The organism is Nonomuraea sp. KM90, from assembly GCF_052246675.1.
GTDB lineage: Bacteria > Actinomycetota > Actinomycetes > Streptosporangiales > Streptosporangiaceae > Nonomuraea.
On sequence record NZ_JBQQCB010000006.1, the window covers coordinates 180,382 to 200,654 of the forward strand.

At 70.8% G+C, this 20,273-nt stretch carries 20 protein-coding genes; 11 read left to right on the forward strand and 9 right to left on the reverse strand.

Going from position 1 to position 20,273, the window contains the following annotated elements; genetic code table 11:
* The first annotated feature begins 4 nt into the window (after positions 1-4).
* Positions 5-1,309 (forward strand): FAD-dependent oxidoreductase, encoded by a 1,305-nt coding sequence (locus tag ACTWPW_RS09985; RefSeq protein ID WP_443168505.1) that lies wholly within the window; start codon positions 5-7, stop codon positions 1,307-1,309.
* A complete protein-coding gene (locus tag ACTWPW_RS09990) occupies positions 1,293-2,567 on the forward strand; it encodes a DUF6986 family protein (RefSeq protein ID WP_443168506.1) in 1,275 nt (424 codons plus the stop codon). Before ACTWPW_RS09985 ends, ACTWPW_RS09990 begins: the two co-directional genes overlap by 17 nt.
* Here the strand turns inward: ACTWPW_RS09990 and ACTWPW_RS09995 are convergent.
* Positions 2,459-3,139 carry a copper homeostasis protein CutC gene (locus ACTWPW_RS09995; protein ID WP_443168507.1) on the reverse strand — a complete coding sequence of 227 codons (681 nt, stop codon included), beginning with the start codon at positions 3,137-3,139 and terminating at the stop codon, positions 2,459-2,461. The two genes, ACTWPW_RS09990 and ACTWPW_RS09995, sit on opposite strands and share 109 nt — an antisense overlap.
* 123 nt (positions 3,140-3,262) lie before the next feature.
* On the opposite strand from ACTWPW_RS09995, the gene ACTWPW_RS10000 reads away from it, so the two are divergent.
* A complete protein-coding gene (locus ACTWPW_RS10000) occupies positions 3,263-3,790 on the forward strand; it encodes a DinB family protein (protein WP_443168508.1) in 528 nt (175 codons plus the stop codon).
* Between the two features lie 61 nt (positions 3,791-3,851).
* On the opposite strand, the gene ACTWPW_RS10005 is transcribed toward ACTWPW_RS10000, so the two are convergent.
* The 5 genes from ACTWPW_RS10005 to ACTWPW_RS10025 all read right to left on the reverse strand — a co-directional run bounded on the left by ACTWPW_RS10005 (position 3,852) and on the right by ACTWPW_RS10025 (position 11,068).
* Positions 3,852-6,749: a DUF7507 domain-containing protein gene (locus ACTWPW_RS10005; protein ID WP_443168509.1), complete on the reverse strand. Its 2,898-nt coding sequence runs from the start codon at positions 6,747-6,749 to the stop codon at positions 3,852-3,854.
* A 259-nt stretch (positions 6,750-7,008) separates the two neighbouring features.
* A complete protein-coding gene (locus tag ACTWPW_RS10010) occupies positions 7,009-7,497 on the reverse strand; it encodes a GNAT family N-acetyltransferase (RefSeq protein WP_375115796.1) in 489 nt (162 codons plus the stop codon).
* Positions 7,498-7,813: 316 nt separating this feature from the next.
* A complete protein-coding gene (locus ACTWPW_RS10015) occupies positions 7,814-8,551 on the reverse strand; it encodes a GntR family transcriptional regulator (RefSeq protein WP_375115795.1) in 738 nt (245 codons plus the stop codon).
* Between the two features lie 913 nt (positions 8,552-9,464).
* Complete coding sequence (locus tag ACTWPW_RS10020; RefSeq protein WP_443168510.1) at positions 9,465-9,899, reverse strand: Zn-ribbon domain-containing OB-fold protein; 435 nt, start codon at positions 9,897-9,899, stop codon at positions 9,465-9,467.
* Positions 9,899-11,068 carry a thiolase C-terminal domain-containing protein gene (locus ACTWPW_RS10025; protein ID WP_375115793.1) on the reverse strand — a complete coding sequence of 390 codons (1,170 nt, stop codon included), beginning with the start codon at positions 11,066-11,068 and terminating at the stop codon, positions 9,899-9,901. The genes ACTWPW_RS10020 and ACTWPW_RS10025 overlap by 1 nt, the downstream gene beginning before the upstream one ends.
* 229 nt (positions 11,069-11,297) lie before the next feature.
* Here ACTWPW_RS10025 and ACTWPW_RS10030 point away from each other — a divergent pair, with 229 nt between their 5' ends.
* The 8 genes from ACTWPW_RS10030 to ACTWPW_RS10065 all read left to right on the forward strand — a co-directional run bounded on the left by ACTWPW_RS10030 (position 11,298) and on the right by ACTWPW_RS10065 (position 18,555).
* Positions 11,298-11,819, forward strand: coding sequence for a flavin reductase family protein (locus ACTWPW_RS10030; RefSeq protein WP_375115792.1), 522 nt, complete (start codon positions 11,298-11,300; stop codon positions 11,817-11,819).
* Complete coding sequence (locus ACTWPW_RS10035) at positions 11,806-12,930, forward strand: acyl-CoA dehydrogenase family protein (protein WP_443168511.1); 1,125 nt, start codon at positions 11,806-11,808, stop codon at positions 12,928-12,930. The genes ACTWPW_RS10030 and ACTWPW_RS10035 overlap by 14 nt, the downstream gene beginning before the upstream one ends.
* Positions 12,931-12,942: 12 nt before the next feature.
* Positions 12,943-13,716, forward strand: a complete 774-nt coding sequence (locus tag ACTWPW_RS10040; protein WP_375115790.1) for an SDR family oxidoreductase — start codon at positions 12,943-12,945, stop codon at positions 13,714-13,716.
* 32 nt (positions 13,717-13,748) lie between these two features.
* Positions 13,749-14,177 carry a PadR family transcriptional regulator gene (locus ACTWPW_RS10045; RefSeq protein ID WP_443168512.1) on the forward strand — a complete coding sequence of 143 codons (429 nt, stop codon included), beginning with the start codon at positions 13,749-13,751 and terminating at the stop codon, positions 14,175-14,177.
* On the forward strand, positions 14,174-15,157 hold the full coding sequence (locus tag ACTWPW_RS10050; protein WP_443168513.1) for a L,D-transpeptidase: 984 nt from the start codon (positions 14,174-14,176) through the stop codon (positions 15,155-15,157). Before ACTWPW_RS10045 ends, ACTWPW_RS10050 begins: the two co-directional genes overlap by 4 nt.
* A gap of 63 nt (positions 15,158-15,220) precedes the next feature.
* On the forward strand, positions 15,221-16,516 hold the full coding sequence (locus tag ACTWPW_RS10055) for a DUF2252 domain-containing protein (RefSeq protein ID WP_443168514.1): 1,296 nt from the start codon (positions 15,221-15,223) through the stop codon (positions 16,514-16,516).
* Between the two features lie 43 nt (positions 16,517-16,559).
* Positions 16,560-17,765: an ATP-grasp domain-containing protein gene (locus ACTWPW_RS10060; RefSeq protein ID WP_375115786.1), complete on the forward strand. Its 1,206-nt coding sequence runs from the start codon at positions 16,560-16,562 to the stop codon at positions 17,763-17,765.
* A 43-nt stretch (positions 17,766-17,808) separates the two neighbouring features.
* Positions 17,809-18,555 (forward strand): SDR family oxidoreductase, encoded by a 747-nt coding sequence (locus tag ACTWPW_RS10065; protein WP_375115785.1) that lies wholly within the window; start codon positions 17,809-17,811, stop codon positions 18,553-18,555.
* On the opposite strand, the gene ACTWPW_RS10070 is transcribed toward ACTWPW_RS10065, so the two are convergent.
* The 3 genes from ACTWPW_RS10070 to ACTWPW_RS10080 form a co-directional block, all read right to left on the reverse strand.
* Positions 18,556-19,368: an ATP-grasp domain-containing protein gene (locus tag ACTWPW_RS10070; RefSeq protein WP_443168515.1), complete on the reverse strand. Its 813-nt coding sequence runs from the start codon at positions 19,366-19,368 to the stop codon at positions 18,556-18,558. It abuts the gene before it with no gap.
* Between the two features lie 101 nt (positions 19,369-19,469).
* Positions 19,470-19,730 (reverse strand): hypothetical protein, encoded by a 261-nt coding sequence (locus tag ACTWPW_RS10075; protein ID WP_375115783.1) that lies wholly within the window; start codon positions 19,728-19,730, stop codon positions 19,470-19,472.
* A 43-nt stretch (positions 19,731-19,773) separates the two neighbouring features.
* Positions 19,774-20,061, reverse strand: coding sequence for a hypothetical protein (locus tag ACTWPW_RS10080; RefSeq protein WP_443168516.1), 288 nt, complete (start codon positions 20,059-20,061; stop codon positions 19,774-19,776).
* Positions 20,062-20,273: the final 212 nt, after the last annotated feature.

Consider the following 20,273-nt stretch of genomic DNA (forward strand, 5'->3'; position numbering starts at 1 on the left):
CAGCGTGACGTTGCACGTGGCGGTCATCGGTTCGGGCCCTGCCGGGATCTATACGGCCGAGGCACTGGTCAAGCAGTCGGCCGAGCCTGTCGAGGTCGACGTTCTCGAACGCCTGCCCACCCCGTACGGACTCGTCAGATACGGCGTGGCGCCCGACCACACCTCCATCAAGTCGATCGCCAACTACCTGCGCAGGGTGCTGGAGCTGCCCCAGGTGCGCTTCCTCGGCGGCGTCACGCTCGGGTCGCACCTGTCGGTCCAGGACCTGCTGGGCGTCTACGACGCGGTGGTCTACTGCACGGGCGCGATGGTCGACAGGAAGCTCGGCATCCCCGGCGAGGACCTGCCCGGCAGCGTGGCGGCGACCGACTTCGTCAACTGGTACTGCGGGCATCCCGACGTCGATCCCGACCGGTTCACGCTCGACAGCTCCGAGGTCGCGGTGATCGGGGTCGGGAACGTGGCCGTGGACGTCGTGCGCGTGCTGGCCAAGACCTCCGAGGAGCTGCGCGCCACGGACGTGCCGCACGAGGTGCTCGAACGCCTCGGCGAGAGCGAGGTGAAGGCCATCCACATGGTCGGCCGCCGCGGGCCCGAGCACGCCAAGTTCACCCTGAAGGAGCTGCGCGAGCTGGGCGACCTGGCCAACGCCGACGTCTGCGTGCGGCCCGAGGAGGCCGTCGTCGCCACCGGCGTCGACTTCCCGCGCCAGGTCCAGGGCAACATCAAGGTCCTGCAGGGGTGGGCCGCCCGCGAGCCGGTGGGCCGCCCGCGCCGTCTCGACGTGCGCTTCTGGATGCGGCCCGTGGAGATCCTCGGCACCGAGCGGGTCGAGGGGCTCAAGCTCGAGCGCACCCGGCTGTCGGAGGAGGGGCGCGTGGTCGGGACGGGCGAGTTCGAGACGCTGCCCGTGGGCATGGTGCTGCGCTCGGTGGGCTACCAGAGCGTGCCGCTGCCCGGGGTGCCGTTCTCGGAGGAGACCATGACCGTGCCGAACGAGGCCGGTCGGGTGCGCGATCGCGAATACGTGGCAGGCTGGCTCAAACGCGGGCCGACCGGGGTGATCGGCACCAACAAGTCCTGCGCGGCCGACACGGTCCGCACGCTGCTGGCCGACCTGGAGGGCGGGGAGCGGGTGCCCGGCGGAGGCATCGACGCGCTGCTGGCCTCCCGTGAGGTGACGCCGGTGACGTACGAGGAGTGGCTGGGCATCGAGGCGGCGGAGGGCGAGCTCGCCCGCACGCTGGGCCGGGGCGAACGCGTCAAGCTCGTCGGTCTGGAGGCCATGCTCCGTGCCTGCCGTCCCTGAGGGCTTCGCGGAGGCGTACCGGCTGCAGCAGGCCCGCTACCCCAAGGCCGAGCCCGGCCCGCAGCCCGTCCACACCGTCTACGTCCCCGCCGACCGCTTCTCCGCGCGCACGGTCGCCGAATGGGGCGACCAGGCGCTGTCCCTGGTCAAGGCGCACCTGCCGAGCCCCGGCGAGCTGGCCGAGGTCTTCGGCGTGCCCGGGGCCCTGGGCGCGGCCGTGCACGAGAGGGTGGTGCGCAAGCTCTCCACCGAGCCCGTCGAGGACCTGCGCGTCGACTTCGAGGACGGCTACGGCGTGCGGCCGGGACCGGTCGAGGACGAGCACGTGGAGCGGGCCGTCGAGGCGATCGCCTCGATGCACGCGGCCGGGACGCTGCCGCGGCGGTGGGGCCCCAGGGTGAAGTCGTTCGCCGACGGGGACCCGGAGCGGTCGGTGCGGACGCTGGAGGGGTTCGTCACCGGGGTGGCGGCGCGGGCCGGGGAGCTGCCCGCCGGGTTCACGGTGACCTTTCCCAAGGTGTTGATGGAGGCGTACCTCGGGCAGTTCGCGGCCGTGCTGGAGCGGCTGGAGGCGGGGCTCGGGACGCGGTTGCGCTTCGAGATGCAGGTGGAGGCGCCGCAGACGCTGCCGTTCCTGCGCGGTGACCTGAACGAGTCGCTGGGCGGGCGGCTGGCGGCGGCGCACTTCGGGGTCTTCGACTACACCGCCGCGATCGGGCTGCCGCCGCACGAGCAGCGGCTCGACCATCCCGCCTGCGACCACGCGCGGCACGTGATGCAGACGGCGCTCGCGGGGACGGGGGTGGAGCTGTCGGACGGGTCGCTGGCGGCCTCGCCCGCCTCAGACCCGTACGACGGACGTGCACGCGTTGTGGCGGCGGCACGCCGAGCTGGTCAGGCACTCGCTGGGGCACGGCTTCCACCAGGGCTGGGACATGCACCCGTCGCACCTGGTGAGCCGGTTCGCCACCGTCTACGCCTTCCACCTGGCCCGCTACGACTCCTACCGGGAGCGGGTGCGGGCCTGGGAGGAGCGGCGCTCGGCCGGGGACGGGGTCATGGACGAGCCCGCCACGATCCGCACGCTGGCCGCCGCCCTGCGCCGCGCGGACGCGGCCCTGCCCTGACCGCGCCGGCCGCCCTGATCGTTCAGTCGCGCTCGACCAGCGCCCGCCACTGGCGGACGAGGCGCCACTCGACCGGGTCCGACCAGCTCGCCCGTACGGCGGAGCCGACGTGGAAGGCGCGGATGCCGTAGTCGAGCAGGGCCGGCACGTGGGCCGGCTTCAGGCCGCCGCCGGCCAGCACGATCGAGCCGTCGCCGGCGTCGGCCCGCGCCTTCAGCGTCGGCAGGCCCTCCCCCACCCCGGTGGGCGAGCCCGAGGTGAGCACGGTGGCCAGGTTGGGCAGCAGCCGCACGGCCCGCCAGGCCGCCTGGACGTCGGCGGCGTGGTCGACGGCCCGGTGGAAGGTCCACGGGAGGGGCGAGACGGCGTGGATGAGCGCCTCGGTGGCCGTCAGGTCGACCGCTCCCGCGCCGTCCAGGAAGCCGAACACGAATCCCGCCGCACCGGCCTGCGCCAGCGCCTTGGCGTCGCGCCTGAGGCGGTCCAGCACGTCGGGGTCGGCGACGAAGTTGGCGTCGCAGCGGAGCATCACCATCTGGGGGAGGGGGCATTCCGCGGCGATCGCGGCAACCGTCTCCGGGGAGGGGGTCAGCCCGTCGGCCGCCATGTCGGCGACGACCTCCAGCCGGTCGGCGCCGCCCTGTTCGGCGGCCACGGCGTCGCGCACGTTGAGCGCGATCACCTCGAGCAGGGATCCGGTCATGGAGGAGAGGTTATATGGTGCTTTGCCGCTTTGGGCCAGAAAGTGCCGCCTGACCTCGGGCGAAGCACGTGGCTGCCCGCGATCCTTTTGCCGGTCGAGGCCCTGGCGTGCCAGCATCGGCCGATGCACGCGTCCCGATGTGAGTTGCTGCGCTGGCAGTTCGATTTCACCTGGTCCCTTTTCGACCACCACCTGGAGCGGCTGGAGCCGCAGGACTTCCTGTGGGAGCCCGCCGCGCGCTGCTGGACGGTGCGCCCGGACGCCGCGGGGGCCTGGATGCCGGACTGGGCGGACGTCGAGCCCGATCCCGTCCCCGTCCCCACGATCGCCTGGGTGAGCTGGCACATCGGCTGGTGGTGGAGCGTGACCATCGATCACGCGCGGGGGCGGGCGCCGCGAGAGCGGTCCGAGATCGCGTGGCCGGGCGACGGGAAGAGGGCCATCGCGTGGTTGCGCGGCCTCCGTGCGGACTGGCTGGCGGTGCTGGACGGTCTCACCGACCCGGACCTGGACGCCCCCGCCCCGTTCCCGTGGCCGGAGGGCTCCGAGCACACCGTCGCCCACATGGTCGCCTGGGTGAACGGGGAGCTGATGAAGAACGTCTCCGAGATCGGCCAGTTGCGCCTGCTGCGCACCGCGTCCTCGCAGTGATGTGCGGGAAGGCGGACGCGCCCGCGGGAACCGGCCCGCGGGCGCGTTCGAGATCGGCCGGTCAGTAGCGCGGGCTGATGTTGAGGTTGATCGAGGTCAGCAGGACGTGTGCCGTGGTGTGGCGGAGCAGGTTCCCCGGGGTCGCGGGCAGTTGCAGCGTGGCCTGCGCGTGCCTGGCCGCGGCGCCCACGGTCGCGGTCCCCAGCTGGGTGGCGGTCAGCGACTCGATCCGGGTCGAGGCGTTGATGCGCCGGTCACCCAGGTTCAGGTAGACCGCCAGCAGCTCGGCCCGGAGCAGGGAAGGGGGCGTCACCGGCAGCAGGAGCACCCTGCGCACCTCGGCCGCCGACAGCACCCCGTCGGGGGCGGAGCCGTCGGCGCCGTCGAAGCGGGTGTCGGTGGCCTGCACCCGGGCCAGCAGCTCGGCCGACCACTGGCCGCTGTGGACCACCCACAGCGCGGGTGGCCGGGGATCGCGGCTGGGCGGCTGCTCCGTGACCGTTGTGGTGGCCGTGGCGGTGGCGGCGGGGTAGACGCAGCCGCCCGCTCCCCCGTACTCGGCCGCGGCCCGTACGGTGACGGCGGTCCCGCCGACGGTCAGCAGGCTGGTGCGCACCGTGAACCGCGCGGTGCCGGACGCGCCCGGCGCGACCGTACCCACTTCGTGCCGCAGCGTGCGCGGCGACACCTCGGCGGGCGCCTCCAGCGTCAGGACCACGCCCGTGGCCGGGGCGGAGCCGGTGTTGCGGTAGGCGACGGTGTACGTGAGCGCCTCGCCCGCGCCCGCGGAGCTGGTTCCCTCGACCTCCACGGCCAGGCCGGGCACGTGGGCGGTGGTGGTGGCCGTGGCGGTGTTGTCGCCCAGCATCCACTCGGGCTCGGCCCTGCCGGAGCCGTCGCGGCCGGTGACCGTCACCCGGTTGGTCAACACCTGCCCGTCGGTGACGGTGCACGGCACGGTGGAGGTGACGCGCTGCTCCGAGCTCTGCCCGGCGGGCAGGTCGGGCAGGGCACGGGTGACGTCCGGGCCCGTGGGCGGGTTGTCGGTGATCGAGACGGCCGTCGCGGTGCCCGGCCCGGCGTTCCGCGCGGTGATCGTGTACGTGAGCTCGTCCCCGGGCACCGCGTCCCTCTTGTCCACGGTCTTGGTCACGCCGAGATCGGCCGCGGCCAGCCCCCTCAGGTCCACGGCGTCGATCTCGTCGAGGGCTGGCCCGTGCACGCCGTCGGAGAAGTAGGGGCTGTTGGTGAAGTTGTAGACCAGTCGGTCCCAGTCGGGGTTGCTGACCAGCATCTGCCCGGGCGAGGGCTGGGCGCACCCGCCGAAGTTGGTCAGGAGGTTGAGGTCGACCGCGACCGACGACTCCAGCTTGGGCTTGCCGTCGGGCAGGGTGTCCACCTTCCAGTTGAGGCGCTCGTTGGCGGGGCCGTGGAACCAGAGGCCCGCGCCGTTGCCGCCCCAGATGATGCGCCGCGAGCCCGCGCCGGGCACGCCGGGCAGGCTGGTCTCGTCCAGCACCGCCTCGTTGAGCGTCTGGACGTTGCCGAGCCGCTGGAAGTCCAGCGGGCGGGCGGGGTCGAGGTGCTGACCGGCGGGCAGCGTCGCCACCGTGGCGAACTGCAGCGGGTAGTTCATGACGCTCAGGTAGTTGGGCTTGCAGTTGACGTGGTCCGCGGTCCCGTTGTCCCGCCGCCCGCCGTGCCCGAGCCCGAAGGTGTGTCCCAGCTCGTGCAGGAGCGTGGCCTGCTCGGCCTTGTCCCGGCCGCCGTACCTGTTCAGGTCCTCCGCCGCGGCGAGCCGGCCGAGCGAGACCACGAAGTCGTTGCCGCCGCGGTCGTCCATCTCGGCCCGGCCGGAGGTGGTGTTGGGCACCGTGGTGCCGTTCGGCCCCGGCACCGTCGCCGGGCCCAGGCCGTTGATGAAGATGCCGTAGCGGAAGTGGAGGCGCTTGAACAGCAGGATCTGGTCGCACAGCGGGCCGGCGCGGTCGGCGGGGGTGCCGAAGTGCCCGTCCTCGCCCCCGTTCGTACAGGTCCGATCGGGTCTGCCCAGTTTGAGATCGTCGAAGTCGTCGGCGGGCCCGGGGAACCGGTCGTCCTCGAACCACAGCGACTCGCCGAACGGCAGCTCCTCGTCGGCGATCAGGTGCAGCGCCAGCCCTTGTGCCCCGGTCGCCGGGTTGGTGACCAGCGCGTTGTTGAAGACGCCCTCGACCGCGGCCAGCACGCCGTCGCGGGGCTTGAGGCCGGCCATCCAGTCGATCTCGACGAACAGGTCACGCCGCCGCGGATCCGCCCACTGCTCCAGGTGCAGGTCGATGACGCCGTCGTCGTTGAAGTCCAGGCCGCGGTGCTCGGCGTAGTCGGTGAAGCTGTCACCGTCGCTGTCCTGGAAGCTGTACGGCTGGATGTTGTAGCAGACCTGCACGGGATGCCCGTCCCCGCCGCCCGTCGTGCACCCCGTCGGGTCGGTGAGGTCACCGGAGAGCGATCCGTCGACCAGGTCGAGCGTGAAGCGGGCCGCCGTGTCGCCGCTCCTGCGCGAGGCGTCGGCCACGTCGTCGCCGTTGGGGTCGGAGGGCGGATCGTCCTCCAGGATGCGGACGGCGAGCTCCACCGACGGCAGGGAGGTGGACACCGGGGCCGTCAGCGTCCAGCCCTCCGGGACGAACACCTGGGCCGTGTTCTCCACGATGGGAGTGGTCTTCGACGCCGAGCCGATGAACAGCTCCGCGAAGAAGTCGGGCTTGCCCATGCCCGTGCTCTCGATCCCGGTGGCGTCGCAGGCCGAGGCGCACTCGACCGACATGATGCGCAGGGTCACCTCCTGCGTGGCCGGAGCGCCGGCCCGCGCCTCGGCCGCCGGCGCTCCGCCGTACCCGCTCGGTAAGGCCGCCAGGCCCGCCGCCGCCAGCACGGCGGCGACCAGTGCCCTGCCCCATCGCGCCCAGTTGCCCATCTCCCGCTCCCCTGTGTCGGTGCTGTCCGGGCCTACAGGGTGCGGGGCGGGTGGGCGCGGCACATGAGTAGGGCGTACTCAGTTGCTCCGCGGCCCCGGTTCGTAGTGAGTGTGCAGGGACTCTCCGGCGTCAGCTTTCCGGAAGGCAGCACACCGCTCATCACGGCTTTTGGCAATCGTCAGCAAGCCGGTACGGGAGCGCGCGACATGGGACGGCCCGGCCGCCGGAACCGGGGCCGGGCCGTCGGAAGGGGGGTGATCAGGCGCTGATGAGCTCGGCGAGGGTCAGGTCACGGAAGACCGTGATCGGCACGTCCTCCGAGCGGCGCTGGAAGAGCGCCCCGGACGACCGGTGGGGCAGGTCCACCGTACGGACGTGGCGGAAGCCGCGGGTCCGGTAGTAGTCCTGCAGCCGGGGATTGTCCTTGGCGCAGTCCAGGCGCAGCCAGGGCAGACCCGCCGCGTAGGCCGACGCGCAGGCCCAGTCCAGGAGGGCGTCCCCGAGACCGCTGCCCGACCAGGGGCGGGCGACGGCCAGCTTGTGGATGTAGAGCGCCGCCCCCGGGTCGTCGGCCGGAGTCCAGAACTCCGGGTCCGCGTGATCGTCGAGGGCTATGGTCGCCACCGGCGGGGCCGATTCGTCGGGGTCGAGATATCTGAGCTCGTCGTCCAGCAGGTACAGCACCCGCTCGTCGATGAGCGGCTCGATCCGCTCGGGACCGAAACCTCCGCGGGGCCATTGCCGCACTCCCTGCGCATAGAGCCACTCGGCGGTGTCGGCGAGCAGCGTGAGTACGCCGGAAAGGTCCGCTGGTTCCGCTCTACGGAGTGAGAGCGGATGAAGGAGGGTGTTTGTGTGCATAATACAACCCTTCGTTGCATGGGGTGTCCGCCATGCTGCATAGCGTGATGACGCAATGTCGCATAGGGGCGAATCGGGGCCTCAACCCGATATATATGGATAAATGGCGATTTAGGGGAGTATGCACGACTCCCCCAGGCCAGCGAGGCGGCTATTTCTCGCTGCGCCCGGCCGGCGGGATCACCCCTTCACCCCGAGCTCGTCAGCGGCGATCGAGCTCGTACCTGATCAGATGTTTGTCGGCTGGCAACACCGACACGGCGACACGGACTGGCATGTCGGCCCCGTCGTAACCCACTCGGACATAGACCATCACTGGCGTGCCGAGCTCGAGCTGGAGGCGCTCGGCCTCCTCCTGGTTGGGCATGCGGGCCCAGATGTCGTCCACGACGCGCACCTGGGCATGGCCCAACTCCTCCAGCACCCGGTTCGCCCCTCGCGCGATGTCACCGGGCCTGGCGATCTCGGAATCCGCGACCATGTCACGGGGAAAGTAGGAATCGTTGGTGTTGTACGGCTGGCCGTCCACGAAACGCAGACGGCGTCTCACCACCGCCAACTCCCCATCCGCCAACTCCAGCCTGCTGGCGATCTCCTCGACGGGAGACACCGTCAGCACCTCGATGTACTGGCTTGGCGCGCGGCCTTCCTGCGCCACGGCATAGGCGAAGGCTTCCCGCAGTTCCCCTCTGGGTTGCGGCTCGAGTTCCCGCTGCGGATAGATCAGCAGGGGTCTACGGTCTCTGACCACCGTTCCGCGCCGTGGCGTGCGCGTGACGAGTCCCTCGTTGACGAGTTCCCCAAGGGCCAGTCGTACGGTGTTTCTGCTCACCCCATGGTCTTCCATGAGCTGCGCCTCGGTCGGCAGCTGTGCCCCGGGGCCGAGGACACCCGAGTAGATGGCTCGTCGCAACTCCGAAGCCACCTGCTGATACAGCACCGACCTTGCCACTTTCACCCCTTTTGTTCCAACAATTTAGACGATCTGGTTCTAGCAGGCCACAACCCCTTGACCGAACCGCCTCGACCGGCCCATCATCCATTCGTTGGTACAAATCCATCTAAAGGCCGGTGAGGGGGTGAAGGCCAGTGTTGCCGGTCCGCACGGGTACGCCATACCTGCCCTGGCATGACCCATGTGAAGCAACACGTTTACTGCGTTACGTGTTGCACCACCAGGGGTCAACCCACACCTGTCAGAGCGATGGCAACGGCTTGTCCGTGCTATCGGTGTTGACTGAGCTGACCGTGCGGTGCGAAGACGGATCCTTTGTCTGGAACAAGGAGGGTGGCGCCCCCGTCACGCATCGCTTCGATGACCCGGTCGGTGCAGCTCGACGCATCACCACACGTTGCCGGCAGCAGGGACCTTCACGCTCCCCCATCGACTCCGTGTGTGAGCCAACGGTCTAGGACTCCATCCCTCGCCGGAGTCCTGGCGCCGTCACACACGGGGCAGGAAGCGCGTCCTGGCGGGTCCCCCACGCCCGCCAGGGCGCGCTTTCCTCCGAGGGACCGACCACGATCGACGCCTCCATCTCCCGATGGGGGCTTTGTTGTTTCTCCCGGCGGCGCACGGGCCGCCCGCCCCCGGATCCCGGGGCGGCTGACCCGGGTTCCGGAGCGCGACGGCCAGGGGCCGGGGCGGCAGGCAGGCAGGATCGTGTCGCGTGACCGTGTGGTCACGTTCGCCACCGAGTCCGTTTCGATCACGTCTGCCACCAAGTCCGAGCCGTCCACGCTGACGACGCCTACTGCCTCATCATCAACCCTCGGAGCCCAACGTGGGGGCAGCTTTCGGGATGGTGGGACTGGTGGGATTTTCCGGTACCAATCCAATTTCTGGAGCAAGGTCAACTTGCGGGAGGATTTTCGCCGTCCCGGAGGGAGCCGCTGGTTTCGGGCATCCAGTCGACAAGAGTCAACCCGTCTCTGACCTCGGTGTACGAGACGCGCACCCGTTCCCCGTAGACCGGATCCCGCTCCCCGCGCCAGTTGCCGTACACCAGACACCCCGGCACCGCCGCCAAACGGACCATTACCACTAGGTATGGATCGCGTGCCCCCGGGACGAACGGTTGGTGGCTGACGATCCAGCTCTCCACCGTCCCCTCGGGCGCCGCCGCGCGCCAGCGCCACACCTCCGTACGGCACGCCGGGCAGAACGCCCGCGGCGGGAACCGCAGCCTGCCGCAGGTGCCGCACTCCTGCACCGCGAACTCCCGCCGGGCGACCCGCTCCCACCACGGCCGGGAGTCGCGGTCGGGCTCGGGACGGTACGCGGCCATCACGGCCTCCTCAGGATCAGGGCCGAAGTGGCGGGCAGGATGTAGCCGGGCTGGGCGGTCGACAGCGCCACCTCGGCCCCCGGCGCCTGGCGATCCCCCGCGTCGCCCCTGAGCTGGGACACCGCCTCGGCTATGTGGTTGATGCCGTGGACGTAACCCTCGGACAGGAAGCCGCCGTGCGTGTTGACCGGGAGGGCTCCGTCCAGGGAGGTGGCGCCCGAGGCCACGTACGGGCCGCCCTCCCCCTTGGCGCAGAAGCCGTAGTCCTCCAGCTGGACGATCACCGAGTACGTGAAGCAGTCGTAGAGCTCGGCCACGTCGATGTCGCCCGGCCCGAGCCCGGCCTGCGCGTACAGGCGCGGGGCCAGGGCGGCGGCCGCGGTCACCGTGGGATCGGTGGCCGGCCCCGACAGGTGGGAGCTGCCCCCGCCCCAGGCCGCGGCGGAGATGAGGACGGGCGGGCGGCGCAGCGAGCGGGCGCGCTCGGCCGTGGTGACGACGACGGCGCACGCCCCGTCGGTCTCCAGGCAGCAGTCCAGGAGGCGGAACGGCTCGGCGATCCACCGGCTGGCCAGGTAGTCGTCGAGCGTGATGGGGGCGCGCATGAGGGCGCGCGGGTTCTTGGCCGCGTTGGCGCGCTGGGTGACCGCCAGGTGGCCGAAGTGCTCCGCCTTGGTGCCGTACCGGAGCATGTGGGCGCGGGCGTACATGGCGTACTGCTGGGGCGGCGCCACGTACCCGTACGGGGCCTGGTACTGCACCTCGGGGCTGACCGGCACGCCCCGGCCCGTCCCGCCCATGCGGAACTCGGAGCGGGCGTTGATGGCCCGGTAGCAGACGACGGTCTCGGCCATCCCGGCCGCCACCGCCAGCGCGGCCTGGCCCACGACCGCGTGGGAGACGCTGCCGCCGCCGAACTGGTCCAGGTGCCAGGCGAGGTCCGTCAGCCCCAGCGCCGGGCCGACCAGGGTGGGCGGGGCGGAGTCGCCCACCCGGTGCGTGGCCAGGCCGTCCACGTCGTCCGCCGTCAGGCCCGCGTCCTCCAGGGCGGCGAGCACGGCGCGGCAGGCCAGCGTCAGGGTGCTGACCCCGGAGTCCTTGGTGAAGGGGGTGTAGCCGACCCCGGCGATGGCGGTGCGGTCACGGAAATCAAGCAAGCGCTTGGGCACACTCGTCACGGTAGGCAGCCTCTTTCGCCCCTGTCAATGCAGGTCCGGAGGCTCGACTTGACAGCTTTTTCCGGTTGCGCCTACCGTCCAAGCAAGCGCTTGGTAAGATAGGCGCAGTCGGTGGACTAGGAGGCGGACCATGAGCACACACGCTGCCCGGCTCATAGCGCCGGACGGCTGTCGCGGCCTTCCGACGCCCCCACAGCGCAGGATTCGCAACGGAGCCGCCATGCCGACGGGCCCATCCCAGCACAGCCCGAACGGCCACCTCGACAGCCGCCGCTTCCGGCAGGTGCTCGGCAGGTTCGCCACCGGGGTGGTGGCGATCACGGCCGTGGACCCGGCGACCGGTCAGCCGTGCGGCCTGGCGGCCAACTCCTTCACCTCCGTCTCGCTCAACCCGCCCCTGGTCGCGTTCTGCGTGGCGCACACGAGCACGAGCTGGCCCCGGGTGCGCGGCGCCAAGGTCATCACCGTGAACGTGCTGGCCGAGAACCAGCAGGCCGTCTGCGCGCAGATGGCGAGCAAGGGCGGCGACAAGTTCGCCGGCCTGGAGTGGACCGGCTCACCCGGCGGCAACCCGGTGCTCGAAGGCGCGCTGGCCTGGCTCGACTGCGCGGTCGAGGCCGAGCACCTGGCCGGCGACCACATGATCGTGGTGGCCCGGGTGCTGCAGCTGGACACGCACGCGGACGGCGGGCCGCTGGTCTTCTTCCGCGGCGGCTACGGGGGATTCTTTGAGCCTTCGTGAGGAGGCGCGGACCTGGCTGGAGGCGAACCTCACCGGAGAGTTCGCCCACGCCAGGGGGCTCGGCGGTCCCGGTCGCGAGCACGAGGGCCACGAGCTGCGGCTGGCGTGGGAGCGCCACCTCGGCAAGAGCGGCTGGACGTGCCTGGCCTGGCCCGAGCGGTACGGCGGCCGCGCCGCCTCCCTGGAGGACCAGGTCGCCTTCCACGAGGAGTACGCCAGGGCCGACGCTCCCGCCCGGGTGGGCCACATCGGCGAGGGCCTGATCGGCCCGACCATCCTCGAATTCGGCACCGACGAGCAGAAGGACCGCTTCCTGCCCCCGATCCAGCGCGGGGAGGAGCTGTGGTGCCAGGGCTACTCCGAGCCCGAGGCCGGATCCGACCTGGCGAACGTCCAGACGCGGGCCCGGCTCGAAGACGGCGAGTGGGTGGTCACCGGCCAGAAGGTGTGGACCTCGCTGGCCCACGTGGCCGACTGGTGCTTCGTCCTGTGCCGTACGGAGGAGGGCTCCGTACGGCATCGCGGGCTGTCGTACCTGCTGGTCCCCATGGGCGGGCCCGGCGTCGAGGCCCGGCCGATCGTGCAGCTCACCGGGACCTCGGAGTTCAACGAGGTGTTCTTCGACGGGGCGCGGACGGCGGCGGGCAACATCCTCGGCGCGCCCGGCGACGGCTGGCGGGTCGCCATGGCCACGCTGGGCTACGAGCGCGGGGCGTCCACGCTGGGGCAGCAGATCGGGTTCAGGCGGGAGCTGGCCGCCGTCATCGAGACGGCGAAGCGGACGGGCGCGGCCGGCGACCCCGTGCTGCGCGACCGGATCGTGCGGGCCTGGCTGGAGCTGGAGATCATGCGGCTCAACGCCCTCAGGATGTTGCGCCCCGATCCGGGTCCCGAGGTGTCGATCGCGAAGCTGTACTGGTCGGAGTGGCACCGCAGGCTGGGCGAGCTGGCGCAGGCCGTGCAGGGCCGGGCCGGGCTCGTGCACGAGCCCGGCGGGCTCAACGACCTGCAGCGGCTCTACCTGTTCAGCCGGGCCGACACGATCTATGCCGGTTCGAGCGAGATCCAGCGCAACATCATCGCGGAGCGCACCCTGGGACTCCCCCGCTGATTGGAGCAGCCCATGTCACCGCCCTACCCGAAGGCGCACGGCCTGCTCGACGGCAAGGTCACCCTGGTCACGGCGGCCGCCGGCGCGGGCATCGGCTACGCCACGGCCAAGCGCTGCGCCGAGGAGGGTGCCACCATCGTCGTCTCGGACCGGCACGAGCGCCGCCTGGCCGCCGCCGCCGACGCGCTGACCGAGCTCACGGGCGTCAAGCCGCTCGCCGTCCCGTGCGACGTGACGTCGGAGCCGCAGGTGCTGGCGCTGTTCGACGCGGTGGTGGAGGCGCACGGCCGGCTGGACGTGGTGGTCAACAACGCCGGCCTCGGCGGTACGGCCCCGCTCGCCGAGATGTCCGACGAGCAGTGGTTCGCGGTCATCGACGTCACCCTCAACGGCACCATGCGCTGCACCAGGGCCGCGCTCCAGCACATGATCGCCCAGGGCTCCGGCGTCATCGTCAACAACGCCTCCGTGATCGGCTGGCGGGCCCAGCGCGGGCAGGCGCACTACGCGGCGGCCAAGGCGGGCGTGATGGCGCTGACCAGGTGCGTCGCGCTGGAGGCGGCCGAGCACGGAGTACGCGTGAACGCGGTGGCGCCCTCGCTGGCCCTGCATCCGTTCCTGGCGAAGGTGACCAGCGAGGAGGTGCTGGCCGAGCTGGCGGCCAAGGAGGCGTTCGGGCGGTCCGCGGAGCCGTGGGAGGTGGCGAACGTGATCGTCTTCCTGGCCAGCGACTACTCCTCCTACATGACCGGCGAAGTGGTGTCGGTTTCCTCGCAGCACCCCTGACGATATCTTGCGGGACAAGATATCGTGGAAGGGTGAATATAACGGAGCCCATGTTCCTGGCGCTGACCGCGCTGGTGGACGAGCCGCGGCACGGCTACGGGATTGTCCAGGAGGTCGATCGGCTGTCCGAGGGGCGCGTGCAGCTCAAGATCGGCACGCTCTACGGCGTGCTCGACCGGCTCTCGGCCGCCGGGCTGGTGGTGCTCGACCGCGAGGAGGCGCAGCAGGGGCGGCTGCGGCGCTACTACCGGCTGACCGACGAGGGCGCCCGCGCGCTCCAGGAGGAGGCCACCCGGATGGCCGCCGCCGCCAGTGCCGCCACCGCACGCCTGCGCGCCAGAGCCGCCGGCGGCGCCGCCGCATCCCTCCTCGCGAGCATTGCCGCATCCCTCCTCGCGAGCATCGCCGCGTCCCTCCTTGCGAGGATCGCCGCGTCGCTTCCCGCCGGGGGTGCCGCGTGAGCCTGCTGGAGCTGCGTTACCGGTCCGTGCTGCGGCTGCTGCCCGCCTCCTACCGCGCCGGGCGCGAGGAGGAGATGGTGGACGCGTTCCTGGAGTCGGCGGGCGACCCGCCGGACGAGGCGAACGCGCGCCCCCGCTGGGGCGAGATCGCCAGCGTGCTGGCCCTGTCCGTGCGGGTGCGGCTCGGCGGCGCGGGCGCGCCCGCCCGTTTCGTGGCCTGGGGTGAGACCGTCCGGCTCGTCGCGCTGTTCGGGCTGGCCTACCAGAGCACAGGCTCCGTCTTCGTGGCGGCCGACCTGATCCGCGCGCTCGTGTTCGGCCCCGAGTTCGTCCTGATGGGCGCGCCCGGCTCGGCCGACCGGCTGCTGTCGATCGGCGTCGCCGCGGCGGCCGTCTGCTGGGCCGTCGCGTTCGTGGCGATCATGCGAGGGCACGTCCTCCTGGCGAAGGTCACGGCCCTGCTCGGCGCCGCGCCGACGGTGGCCTACTTCGTGATCCCGGCGTTCCTGGCCGGGCCCCGGCCGCCGGCGGAGGCGGCCAACCTGGTGTTCGTGGCGGTGCCGGTGATCGCGTTGCTGCTGGGCTTCCACAGCGACGTCACGCCGTGGCGGCGGCCGTGGCCGCTCGCCCTCACGCCGCCGGCCGCCGGCCTGGCGCTGCTGGGCACCGCGTGGCTGGTGGTCCGGCTGCGGCCGCAGGACGCCGAGTGGCTCTACCTGTGGCTGGACCTGGGCACGACGGTGCCGGTGTGGGCGGTGACCTCGGTGGTCGTGCTGGCCCGGCGGCGCTCCCCGTCCTGGGCGCTCGCGCTGGCGGTCGCGGGGCTGCTGGTGCTGGCGGCCCGGCTGCCGATGCTCGTCAACCTCCCCGAGGGTCCCCAGTGGACGACGGCCGGCGCGCAGTGCGTGCTGCTCGGCGCCCTGTCCCTGGTGCTCGTCGGCGCGGGGTTGCGCGGCCTGCCGCGGGCTCGCGCGGCCTGACCGGACCCCGTCAGGGAAAGATCGGGGTATGCGGTCGGAGGATCCGGATCTAGTGTCCGGAGCATGGGCACACGCTCCTCCTTCCTGCTCGATGTCCTCATGACGGAGTTCGGCGAATCGATCAAGCGAGACCCCGCCGCTTTCAGGCGGAAGTTCCGGAAGATGGCGGCCTCGCCGTTCGCCTTCTACCGGGGCAGCGCCTGCCTGTTCTACGCGGACATGACCGCCGGCTTCGCCGACGAGTCCTACCTCGACGGGCCGACCAGCAGGGTGTGGATCCACGGCGACCTGCACGCGGAGAACTTCGGCACGTACATGAACGCCTCCGGCGTCCTGGTCTTCAACGTCAACGACTTCGACGAGGCGTACGTGGGGCCGTACGTCTGGGATCTCAAGCGGTTCGCCGGCAGCGTGGCCCTGCTCGGATACGCCAAGGCGCTGTCCGATGACTCCATCAGCATGCTCGTGACCGACTTCGCCGGCGCGTACCTGGTCGAGCTGGCCGCCATCGCCGCGGGCGGGGACGACGCCATCGGCGCGCTCACCCTCGACACCACCAGCGGCGTGCTGCATCGGGTGCTCCAGCGCGCCCGGCTCAGCACCCGCGTGGCGCTGCTGGACGTGGAGACCGTGGTCGACGACTACGACCGGCGCTTCGCGCTCATGGAGGGGCGCGAGCCCGTGGACGCGGCGACCAGGCGGGCCGTGCTGGCGGCGTTCGAGGGTTACCTGGCCACGCTGCCCGTGACGGTCAACCCCGTCGAGCACGTGATCAAGGACGTGGCGCTGCGCAAGGGCGTGGGCATCGGGTCGGCCGGGCTGCCCTCCTACAACCTGCTGCTCGAAGGGCGCTCGCAGGCCCTGGAGAACGACGTCATCCTGTACATGAAGCAGGCCGCGGTGCCGGCGGTGGCCCGGCACATCACCGACGAGAAGGTGGCCTCCTACTTCCTGCACCAGGGGCACCGCACGGCCGAGTCGCAGCGGGCGCTGCAGGCCTACGCCGATCCCTGGCTGGGCTACACCGCGCTCGACGGGGTGGGGCAGCTGGTGGCCGAGGTGTCGCCGTACTCGGCCGACCTGGACTGGGACGACGTCAACGAGCCGGACGAGCTGCGCTCGATCGTGCAGGACCTGGGGCGGGCGGTGGCGCGCATGCACTCGGTCGCCGACGACGAGTCCAGCCACGACCTCGTGGACTTCTCGACGGAGGAGGCGATCGTGGCGGTGATCGGCAACGACAGGTCCGGATTTATCGGGATGCTGGTGGATTTTGCCCATCGTTATGGGGCACAGGCCCGGGAAGACCATCGAAGGTTCGTCGATCTGTTCCGCAACGGCCGTCTCCCGGGCGTGTGATCTCCCTGCGACCGCCGCGCGGGCGGTAGGCAGGAGGCACGTTGTGCGACATCTGATCGGGCTGCTGCTGGGAACGGAGGAGGACTGGCCGTCGGCGTACGAGACCCTGCTGCGCCGGCTGGGGCCGATCGAGGGGGTGGGCTCGTTCGACGTCGAGCGGCTCACGATCGAGCCGTTCGACCTGCGGGCCAAGCCGCGTCACGAGCTGGTGATCGACCGGCTGGCGTACTGGTACTACCACCCGCGCGAGTGGCTCAAGAAGATCTCCATGATGGACGACGTCTACCTGCTCAACAGCCCGTTCACGTTCCAGTCGATGGAGAAGCACACCGCGTACTGCGCGATGATGCGGCTCGGGCTCAAGGTGCCGGAGACGGTGCTGGTGCCGTACAAGAACCCGCTCGACAACGCCCGGTACGCCTACACCGCCGCCCGCTACAACGAGCCCTTCGACCTGGACGAGGTCGCCGAGGGCATCGGCTACCCGCTGTTCATGAAGCCGTACGACGGCGGGGCCTGGCGCGGCGTGTCCCTGGTGCGCGACCGGGAGGAGCTGCACCGGGCCTACGACGAGAGCGGCGAGATGCTCATGCACCTCCAGCAGGCCGTCCAGGGCTACGACGCGTTCGCCAGGTCGTTGTCCATCGGGGCGGAGACGATGGTGATGCGGTTCCGGCCCGAGGAGCCGATGCACGCCCGCTACGTCGTGGACCACGAGTTCCTGTCGCCGTCCGTCGGGGACGAGGTCGTCACGATCGGGCGGCTGGTGAACGCGTTCTTCCGGTGGGAGTTCAACTCCTGCGAGACGCTGGTCAAGGGCACGGACGTGCATCCCATCGACTACGCCAACGCCTGCCCGGACGTGGCGCTGACCAGCCTGCACTACTACTTCCCCTGGGCGATCAAGACGCTGGTGAAGTGGAGCGTGTTCTGCGTGGCCACCCGGCGGCGGCCCCGGATCGACCTGGAGACGCACGACTACTTCTCCGTCGAGGGGAGCTACGAGGAGCGGCTGGCGCGATACCGGCGGCTGGCGGACGACTACTTCGAGACCGAGCGCTACCACGACTTCTGCGCGCGGCACCTGGGGCGCCTCGACGAGCTGACGCTGGAGTGGGTGGCCGGGCCGGAGTTCGACCGGCTGCTGGTGGAGACGGTGCTCGCGACGTACCAGCCGCATGAGCGGGAGATGTTCGTCGAGCACTTCAGGGGGCTGCTGCGGCTCTGGGTCAAGGACGAGGGCTTCTAGGAATTCTGGCAACCGACCGTTCGGTATGGCATGCTTCCAGAACATGACTCTGTTCTCAGTGGAAGGCAAGACCGTCGTCGTGACCGGCGGTTCGCGGGGCATCGGGCGCATGATCGCCGCCGGGTTCATGGAGGCCGGGGCGACCGTCTACATCTCCGCCCGCAAGGCGGCCGAGGTCGAGAAGACCGCCGCCGAGCTGGGCTGCTTCGCCGTGCCGGCCGACCTGTCCACGCCCGAGGGGCTGGAGCGGCTGGTGTCGGCGGTGGACGGGCCGCTGCACGTGCTGGTGAACAACGCGGGGGCGACCTGGGGCGCGCCCCTGGAGGAGTATCCGGAGTCGGCCTTCGACAAGCTCTGGAACATCAACGTCAAAGGTGTCTTCTACCTGACCCAGAGGTTCCTGCCCCGGCTCAGGGAGGCGGCGAGCGCGGACGACCCGGCCCGGGTGATCAACGTGGGCTCGATCGACGGCATCAAGGTGCCCGCGCTGGAGAGCTACGCCTACTCCTCGACGAAGTCCGCCGTGCACATGCTGACCCGGCACCTGGCCAAGCAGCTGGCGAAGGAGCACATCACGGTCAACGCCATCGCCCCCGGGCCCTTCGACTCGAAGATGATGGCGTTCGCGCTCGACGACCCCGCCACCCGCGAGGCCATCGCCTCGAACGTCCCGCTGGGCCGCATCGGACGGCCCGAGGACATGGCGGGCGCGGCGATCTTCCTGTCGTCGCGGGCGGGGGCGTACCTCACCGGCACGGTCATCCCGGTGGACGGCGGGATCTCCTGCTGATCAGAGCAGCTCGGTCAGCGCCTTGGCGAAACTCGCCGCCGCGGACGGCTCGTGGCCCAGGAAGAGGTAGGGCTCGGTCAGCTCCAGCTCGATGACGGCGGGTGTGCCGTCGGAAAGCCGGACCAGGTCGACCCTGGCATAGAGAAGGACATGGGGTACGGCGGTGAGCACCTTCTCGGCGAGTTCGACCTGGTCCGGGGCTGGTGTGCGGAGCTGGGCCCGCGCGTTGTCGTCGATCGTCATCCCGGGGACGAGCATGGGGTTGCGGCGGACGGCGTGGCTGAGACGGCCGTTGAAGTACAGCAGCGAGGTCTCGCCCTCCGACTCGACCATGTCGAGGTACGGCTGCACCATCGGCGTGTGCCCCTTGGCCTCCAGCGCCGCGGCCAGCCTCGCCGCCTCGGCGCGGTCGGCGGTCCTGGTGGTGTCGCGGGCCCCGCCGGAGACGGTGGGCTTGACGACGTATTCGGGCCAGTCCGGCAGGTCCTGCGACGACCAGTGCGTGGGGACGGTCGGCATGCCGAGGTCCCGCAGGTAGGTCTTGTCGGTGTTGGACTCCAGCACGGCGTACGGGTTCAGCAGCCTCGTGACCGACTCCACGCCCCGTGCCCACGCGAGGAACTCCTCCCGCCTGAGGATGTAGTCCCAGACGGAGCGGACCACCACGGCGTCGTACGAGCTCCAGTCGACGGCCGGATCGTCCCAGCGCTCGACGCGCCCCTCGATGCCGGCCTCCCGCCAGGCGGCCAGCACCAGGTCACGCTCGTCGTCGCCATGAGGTTCCGCAAAAGTGGCATAAGCACAGATAGTCACCCACGGATGCTATTACGCCGCGAGCCGGGCCATATCGGACCCGGCTCGCGCACGATCCGGGGCGCGCCGCGTTCTGGCGCCGCGCGGCGCGGCCCGCCCGATCAGTCGTGCACGTCGTCGACGACCACGTCACTGCCGTTGCTGGCGGTCACCGTGTTGCCGTTGACGTTGTTGACCCCGGTCGCGCCATGGCCGCTCACGTTGGCGTTGACGACGTTGCCGAAGTTGTTGCCCGACTGCGAGGAGTCGTTGTTCGAGCTGGAGTTGCCCGCGTTGGTGTCGGCGTACGCGGGGGCCGACACCAGGGTCACGCCGGCTGCGGCGGCGACGATGGCGCCGGTCACACAGAGCTTCTTGATCATGTCGAGGTCCTTTCGGAGTGCTGTTCTTCCGGACGTCAGCCGGTCAGTGGAAGATGTACGTCACCGTGATCCCGCCGTTGGTGGCGGTCGACGCGATGCCGTTGACGTTGTTGACGTTGGTGGAGTGTCCGTCGCCGTGGTTGCCGGCGAGGACGTCACCGAAGTTGTTTCCTGACTGGGACGAATCGCTGTTGCTGCTCCGGTTGGCGGACCAGTCGTCACCAGTCCACGGGCCGGCCCAGTCGTCGTCAGCGTGAGCGGGGACTGCAAGTAGTGCGCCGCCGGCGATCGCTGCCAGTACGACCGCGGCTGCGCACACCCTTCTGATCACGTCTGCTCCTTCGCCAGTGGGAAGCCCTTCAGGACGGCGGCTCGCCAGGGCCCTCGAGCGCACCACCACCCCTTTTTGACCTTCGCTGACCTCAGGGGATCAAGGTCAGCCCCACCATATAACTCTCCGTTGCCTTACGGTAGCTCTCAGTGATCAGAATATTGTTCGGAGCGGACGCTGACATGAGGTGTCAGTGACCCGGGCCTAACGTC

What these genes read in the sequence shown, in the direction of transcription:
- ACTWPW_RS10000 (WP_443168508.1), top strand. Translation starts at nt 3,263, where the DNA reads ATGCACGCGTCCCGATGTGAGTTGCTGCGCTGGCAGTTCGATTTCACC.
- ACTWPW_RS10040 (WP_375115790.1), top strand. Translation starts at nt 12,943, where the DNA reads ATGTCACCGCCCTACCCGAAGGCGCACGGCCTGCTCGACGGCAAGGTC.
- ACTWPW_RS10020 (WP_443168510.1), bottom strand. Translation starts at nt 9,899, where the DNA reads ATGGCCGCGTACCGTCCCGAGCCCGACCGCGACTCCCGGCCGTGGTGG.
- ACTWPW_RS10075 (WP_375115783.1), bottom strand. Translation starts at nt 19,730, where the DNA reads ATGATCAAGAAGCTCTGTGTGACCGGCGCCATCGTCGCCGCCGCAGCC.
- ACTWPW_RS09995 (WP_443168507.1), bottom strand. Translation starts at nt 3,139, where the DNA reads ATGACCGGATCCCTGCTCGAGGTGATCGCGCTCAACGTGCGCGACGCC.
- ACTWPW_RS10065 (WP_375115785.1), top strand. Translation starts at nt 17,809, where the DNA reads ATGACTCTGTTCTCAGTGGAAGGCAAGACCGTCGTCGTGACCGGCGGT.
- ACTWPW_RS10030 (WP_375115792.1), top strand. Translation starts at nt 11,298, where the DNA reads ATGCCGACGGGCCCATCCCAGCACAGCCCGAACGGCCACCTCGACAGC.
- ACTWPW_RS10005 (WP_443168509.1), bottom strand. Translation starts at nt 6,749, where the DNA reads ATGGGCAACTGGGCGCGATGGGGCAGGGCACTGGTCGCCGCCGTGCTG.
- ACTWPW_RS10055 (WP_443168514.1), top strand. Translation starts at nt 15,221, where the DNA reads ATGGGCACACGCTCCTCCTTCCTGCTCGATGTCCTCATGACGGAGTTC.